Consider the following 5,653-nt stretch of genomic DNA (forward strand, 5'->3'; position numbering starts at 1 on the left):
CCCCGCCCGCCCCGCTTCCGCCTCGCTAATTAACCCGGCTATGACAAGCCCTCGTATCGGGGCTGCTCCATACCGTCTAGCTATAGCGACTATTGACGCGGGGGGAATTTTCCCCGCGTCCCACTGCCTTTTTAGGGTGCCACTGTTTAGGCCAGATTCGCGCGCCATTACCGAGTAGCCGACGCCTCCGGCTATCTCGGTTAACCACTGTTTTATATCCATAACCCCACTATATAGCCAAATGTTGCGCTATGCAACACGTAAACTGCAAACCGTTTGACACGGGCGCAAAAGATGTGTACGTTGTAAATACCAGTTCAAAACCTGCGAAATACAACAGAGGTGAGAAATGAGCAGACTAGTTTTCCGCTCGGGCTTTTTAGAGAGGGCGAAAAAGATCCAGGGCATCAAATCAGATGATGCAATGGCGCGGGTACTCGGAGTTTCGCGCCCAACCTACATAGCGCTTAGAGAGCAAGAAAGCGCGCCTAACGGAGTAACCATCGCAAACATTTTCGATACGTGGGGATACACCCCCGGCGAATGCCTAGCGATCATTCCAGATGAAACCTCAACAGGAAAAAAGATCGCCTAACTGATGAGGCAGCTAGGCGATCAGGAAGAAGGAAATGTAATGAATAAAATTATCCCCTTCAGCTTTGAGGGTACCAAAGTCCGCATATTAGAGGAAGGCGGCAAAGTCTTTTTCTGTGGTAAGGACGTAGCAACAGCCCTTGGATACACCAACACAAATAAGGCGCTCGCGGATCACTGCAAGGGGGTAACGAAACGGTACCCCCTTCAGACGGCGGGCGGTGTGCAGCAAGTCCGCTTTATTACCGAGGGCGATTTGTACCGGCTAACCGCGTCATCGAAGCTACCAAGCGCGCAAGCCTTCGAAGCAAAAGTATTCGACGAAGTACTACCCACGATCCGTAAGACCGGCTCGTACGGCATTCCTGCTAATCAGCTAAGCGGACCGGAACTCATGGCCAAAGCCCTCATAGAGGCAGATAAAACCCTCAAAGCATTAGAAGCAGAAAACGCGCGGCTAGAACCCAAAGCCAAAAGCTTTGACCATTTCCTCGCAACCGGCAAAGACCTAAGCGTTAAACAGGCCGCGCAAATGCTCTGCAGGGCAGGCCTTGAGACAGGGCAAAACCGGCTGTTTAAAACCCTGGATGCCCTCGGATGGGTGTACAAGCCAGCCGGTCGTAAAAGCTGGAGCGTCTACCAAAAGGTAATCGACGCGGGGCATATGGCGGTTATCGCTTCCACCTGGGAGGATCCGGCCACCGGGGAACGGTTCGTTACTACGACCCCTCGGATTACTGCTAAGGGCCTGTACAGGCTCGCAAGGATTTTCGGGCTAACCATCCCCGCGGGTTCGCGGCTTCCACAGCTGACTGGCAAGAACTAACAAACCAAAACAACCAATTTGAGCATGTTAAAAGCCCCCTGGCAGCGACGCCACCAGGGAGCAACAACATGAAAGGAAAGTAAAATGACTAAACCTTACTCCCCTGTCAGACAGGCTATCACGCAAACCGCGCTAGATGAAAAAACCGGGCTCCTGCAGTATCGGGCATCCAAAAAGCAGGTTATCCCGTGGACCTCGCTTATCTGCCACAACAAATTAATCAAGCTAACGAATTGGCGGGGCCGTTGGGTGGCTAAGGCAGTCGACCTTGTTGTTGCCCTCGGACTTGATACGCAAGTATCGGGGAAAATCTGTAGGCAGTTAGACCCGAAAATGATAGCTAAGACTTCACCAGGCAGGGTTGGGCATTGGTTAGTGTATGCCGATGGGCTGCACAAGTTTTTGCAGCTTGCGACAACTTATGGGGCCAATTTTGAGGCAGCGCGCCAGCTTGAAAAAGCTGTACGTAATGCGATCGTTGATTTGGCTACTCCGAGTGTAAAAGAAAAAGAAATGCCCTCGGATGGTGCCAGGGGCTACCAGCAGGAGCCTAAGCAAGCAGCAAAGCCGGAAACGCAAGCCGCTGAACCTGCCAAGGCTCCAACGCCGCCCGCTCCTGCTCCTGTAGAGCCGATCACATGCGCGCACCTGGCAGTCATGTTCAAAGCTATTTCCGAGGTGGAAGGCAAAGTACCAGACCGCGCAACCAAAGCGCTACTAGACGCTGTGGTTAAAGTCAGCAATGGAGCGGTCAAATGAGCTTGCCAAAATACCTTACAACCCGGCAGGTAGCAGAATATCTAGGTGTTTCTCCCCATACGGTACGCGCATACATTACCTGCGGGGTTCTAAAAGCTGAGAGGCTGGGTACCTCTAAGCGGGGCCAGTTTCGCATAAAAACCGATGATGTTAAGCGTCTGCTAGTGCCAGCTACCGAGGCGGTGCAGCATGAGCGCTAGGCGAGTATTTCATGCGCTTATGCCGGTAGCTTTTGGCGTTATCACAGCTTATTTGGGTTATGCGCTGTGGTATGCAGCCCCCGCTGTTTCGGCGGGGCTGATAGTCGCCGCTTTTTTCTCTCCATTACTTTACTGCCCACCAGATGAAAAGAACTTACTGATGAAACCTATTTTTAAAGAGGGTGAAGCCCTCGCCGGTTGCCGTGACCTGCAGGAATTGCCAGCAGGCGCGCAAGTCAAATTATTTCGCCGTTCCAGTGTTGAAGGCGGTTATGTTGCTACTCGCTTAGGCGGGTTGGGTTCGCGCCCTTACGCTTTCGTGAAAATGCCGACGGGTAGTTGGAAATGTTTCAGCCATGCCGGGTACCTGGAAAAGACCGTGTACACCTCGCAGGAGCTCGCTAATATTGCGGCGGCTCCCACCGTTGCCCGCTTGCAGCTTACGCACTTGCCAAAGCAGGAGGTGGCAGCATGAGCGAAAAACTAAAGCTGCCACCCGATCCGGGTATTTACTCGAATATTCCTAATAGTGAATACCATGCAGACCCTAATAGTCTGTCGTCTTCGGGGGCGAAACTTTTGGCGATGCCCGGCGGGCCTGCCAAGTTCAAAGCCAAGCAAGTTATCCCGCCGGTTCCCTCTGAGGCGCTCATGTTTGGTACCGCCGCGCACGCTTACATCCTGGAAGGCGTAAAGCCTGAAGTATTCACCAAAACCAAAACGCTCACATCCAAGGCGGCACAAGACCGGATTAAAGACCTCGGTGACACGCCTTTGGTTACCGCTGAAGGTTGGGAGCGCCTGCAAGCAATGAAAGAGGCAGTGCTAGCAAATCCGCTGGCAGCTAGGCTCCTGCAAGCTAAGGGAAAAGCAGAGCAGTCTATCTATTGGAAGCACGCTAACGGGGCGATGCTGCGTTGCCGCCCTGACTGGCTCCCATGCGAGGAAGACGAGGCCCTCGGGTTTTTGCCGATAGTGGATCTAAAAACCACCTCGGATGCAACCCCGGCGGGGTTTAGGCGTTCCTGTTTCCAACTCGGTTACCACCAAAGCGCGGCATGGTACGCATCCGGGCTGGCAGCAACAAATATCAGCACTAACGCTCGCATGGTGTTTATTGCCGTGGAAAAGACCCCACCCTACCTGGTGGGAGTGTACACGCCCTCCGAGGAAGCCTTACGAGTAGGGGCAGCGCTAAATGAAAAAGCTATAAGCATTTGGCAACGATGCAGACTATTTGACGAATGGCCTGGTCTTAGCAGCGGGATAAAACAATTAGACATTAAACCGTATGAAATACCCGCTAATATTTCTAATGAATTGGGTGAAACATGGCAACTCTAAAGCCAATAACAGACGCTCTAAAAAGCTTTAGCATTATCAAAAAGGACGGGTTCAACCAGCACTCACGTTATCAGTTTCGCGGCATTGACGGTGTGTTAGATGTTATTGGTCCAGTATTTCGTAAATACGGAATTATCGTAACCTCGAATATTGATAAAATCGAATATGCGGAAAAGGTCGCTAATGGGAAAGTGTCTACCGTTACGCGGGGTATTGTCACCTATACTTTTCACTTTGGAGACGGCGACAGCCTCGCTACTACGGTTGCTGCAGAGGCGCAAGACTGGGGCGATAAGGGTACCTCTAAGTTTATGTCTGTAGCCTTACGTACGGCCATTTTGCAGACTTTTACGGCTCCTACTGGTGAGGCAGACCCGGATAGTTTCACCTACCAAAACCAGGCGCAACCATCCCCGGCGCAAGGCCAGCAGCCGACCCCTGGCACGGTCACAGCAGCGGATATTGAAACGCTTTTCACCCAATGCGGTTTTAGTGAGGAAAAGCGCGCCCAATTCTGTCAATGGGCAGGAGGAAAGCAAATAACAAAACCTGAGCAATTAAACGCCGGGCAAGCACAAATGTTAGCTACAACCCTGCAAAATCATTTGAAAGGGGCGAAATAGTGCGAGTCGGAAATATTGAAGGCAAAGAGTATATGGCCTGGGTTGAGGCCATGCAAGACAAATTTAACGATCCTGAAGTTGGGTGTGTTAGCGGTTCTGCGATGCTGCCGCTTTATTACCTGGTGGATCAAACGCTTTCTCCTGATGCGCTATTGGTTTTACTCGTTGCTTATTTATCTACTTCCACGCCGGATGTTTATAACGGGGAATGCTCGCTTGAAGATCTGGTGTTTTTGACTCACTTGCCAGCTGAGGATATCGCGCGGGCCGTTTCCGGGTTGAACCGCTCTGGGCTGGTCCCGTTCAAGGTGGTGTTAGCAGAAAATGGGCGATAAGACTACGCGGGGTTACGCAAGCGTAGAAAACTGGATCATACGGCAATGTGAGGGCCTTACTGAGCATGAGCTTGTTGTTTTCCTGGTGCTGCGCTCTTACGCCGGGAATAAGCCGTTTTGCAGTCCTTCTAGGGAGACTATAGCCGCTAACGCTAGAGTCTCAGTTAGGACGGCTGATAAGGCCCTGCGTGGGCTCGCTGCTAAGGGTTTTATTACTTGGCGGCAGCAGAGCGAGGCGGGTCGTAAAAAGTCGTCAGCTTACACGATTCGGGTTGATCTGAAAGACTGCATCAATGGGACTTTAGGCCCAGGATTAGATGTGCAGGAGCTGCACATCAGAGGTGCAGGAGCTGCACATCAAAACCATTTAGATGTGCAAATCGAGCAGATTAGATGTGCAGGAGCTGCACATAAAGAAAATCATATTAATAAAATTAATAATATTAACGTCTGCACTCCTGGCGGAGATGCAGACCCTTCGAAGAATGAACGCGCTGACGTTGATAAAGTCTGCAACGCTCTAGCTACTCGTATCGAAGCTAATGGTGCTAAGCGTCCAACCATCTCTAAGCGGTGGAAAGACGAAGCCAGGAGGCTAATCGACCTGGACGGTCATCCAGTCCCGGAAATACTCGAAGTCATCGCCTGGTGCCAGGCATCAACATTTTGGCGCTCAAACATTCTCAGCTTGCCAACACTGCGTAAGCAATATGACCGCCTCAAAATGCAAATGCGAGACCGCGCAACCACTGGCAGCAGGGTAGAGCAAATGCAAGCATTCTGGCAGCAAGGGCAGCAACTAGACGCTGAAACCCACGCCGACCCTAAAGCGATCGGATGGTAACCGCCATGAGCCAGACAGCAGCAAGCCAGTTAACAGGCCGTGCGGTAGCAACCGCACTAGCAAGACTCGCCGCTTGCGGGGCAATGCTCCAAGGCGTAGACGTGAGGCTAGCGAGTAGGGAAATACTA

General features: G+C 51.8%; 10 protein-coding genes. 9 read left to right on the forward strand and 1 reads right to left on the reverse strand.

Features of this window, described 5'->3' with window-relative positions:
- On the reverse strand, positions 1-222 hold a 222-nt coding region (locus G437_RS0110210; protein ID WP_024332450.1), incomplete at its 3' end, for a hypothetical protein.
- 127 nt (positions 223-349) lie between these two features.
- On the opposite strand from G437_RS0110210, the gene G437_RS0110215 reads away from it, so the two are divergent.
- The 9 genes from G437_RS0110215 to G437_RS11070 all read left to right on the forward strand — a co-directional run bounded on the left by G437_RS0110215 (position 350) and on the right by G437_RS11070 (position 5,525).
- Positions 350-595: a hypothetical protein gene (locus G437_RS0110215; RefSeq protein ID WP_024332451.1), complete on the forward strand. Its 246-nt coding sequence runs from the start codon at positions 350-352 to the stop codon at positions 593-595.
- A 39-nt stretch (positions 596-634) separates the two neighbouring features.
- Complete coding sequence (locus G437_RS11065) at positions 635-1,420, forward strand: phage antirepressor KilAC domain-containing protein (protein ID WP_024332452.1); 786 nt, start codon at positions 635-637, stop codon at positions 1,418-1,420.
- Between the two features lie 84 nt (positions 1,421-1,504).
- Complete coding sequence (locus G437_RS0110225) at positions 1,505-2,179, forward strand: hypothetical protein (RefSeq protein WP_024332453.1); 675 nt, start codon at positions 1,505-1,507, stop codon at positions 2,177-2,179.
- Positions 2,176-2,379: an excisionase family DNA-binding protein gene (locus tag G437_RS10740; RefSeq protein ID WP_034490530.1), complete on the forward strand. Its 204-nt coding sequence runs from the start codon at positions 2,176-2,178 to the stop codon at positions 2,377-2,379. Before G437_RS0110225 ends, G437_RS10740 begins: the two co-directional genes overlap by 4 nt.
- A gap of 19 nt (positions 2,380-2,398) precedes the next feature.
- Complete coding sequence (locus G437_RS0110235) at positions 2,399-2,854, forward strand: hypothetical protein (protein ID WP_024332455.1); 456 nt, start codon at positions 2,399-2,401, stop codon at positions 2,852-2,854.
- Entirely contained in the window at positions 2,851-3,723 is an 873-nt protein-coding gene (locus tag G437_RS0110240; protein ID WP_024332456.1) for a PD-(D/E)XK nuclease-like domain-containing protein, read from the forward strand. Before G437_RS0110235 ends, G437_RS0110240 begins: the two co-directional genes overlap by 4 nt.
- Positions 3,711-4,346, forward strand: coding sequence for an ERF family protein (locus tag G437_RS0110245; protein WP_024332457.1), 636 nt, complete (start codon positions 3,711-3,713; stop codon positions 4,344-4,346). The genes G437_RS0110240 and G437_RS0110245 overlap by 13 nt, the downstream gene beginning before the upstream one ends.
- A complete protein-coding gene (locus tag G437_RS0110250) occupies positions 4,346-4,681 on the forward strand; it encodes a hypothetical protein (RefSeq protein WP_024332458.1) in 336 nt (111 codons plus the stop codon). Before G437_RS0110245 ends, G437_RS0110250 begins: the two co-directional genes overlap by 1 nt.
- Positions 4,671-5,525, forward strand: coding sequence for a helix-turn-helix domain-containing protein (locus G437_RS11070; protein WP_024332459.1), 855 nt, complete (start codon positions 4,671-4,673; stop codon positions 5,523-5,525). The genes G437_RS0110250 and G437_RS11070 overlap by 11 nt, the downstream gene beginning before the upstream one ends.
- Positions 5,526-5,653 lie beyond the last annotated feature (128 nt).

Source organism: Winkia neuii subsp. neuii DSM 8576 (assembly GCF_000420405.1).
Classification (GTDB): Bacteria; Actinomycetota; Actinomycetes; order Actinomycetales; family Actinomycetaceae; genus Winkia; species Winkia neuii.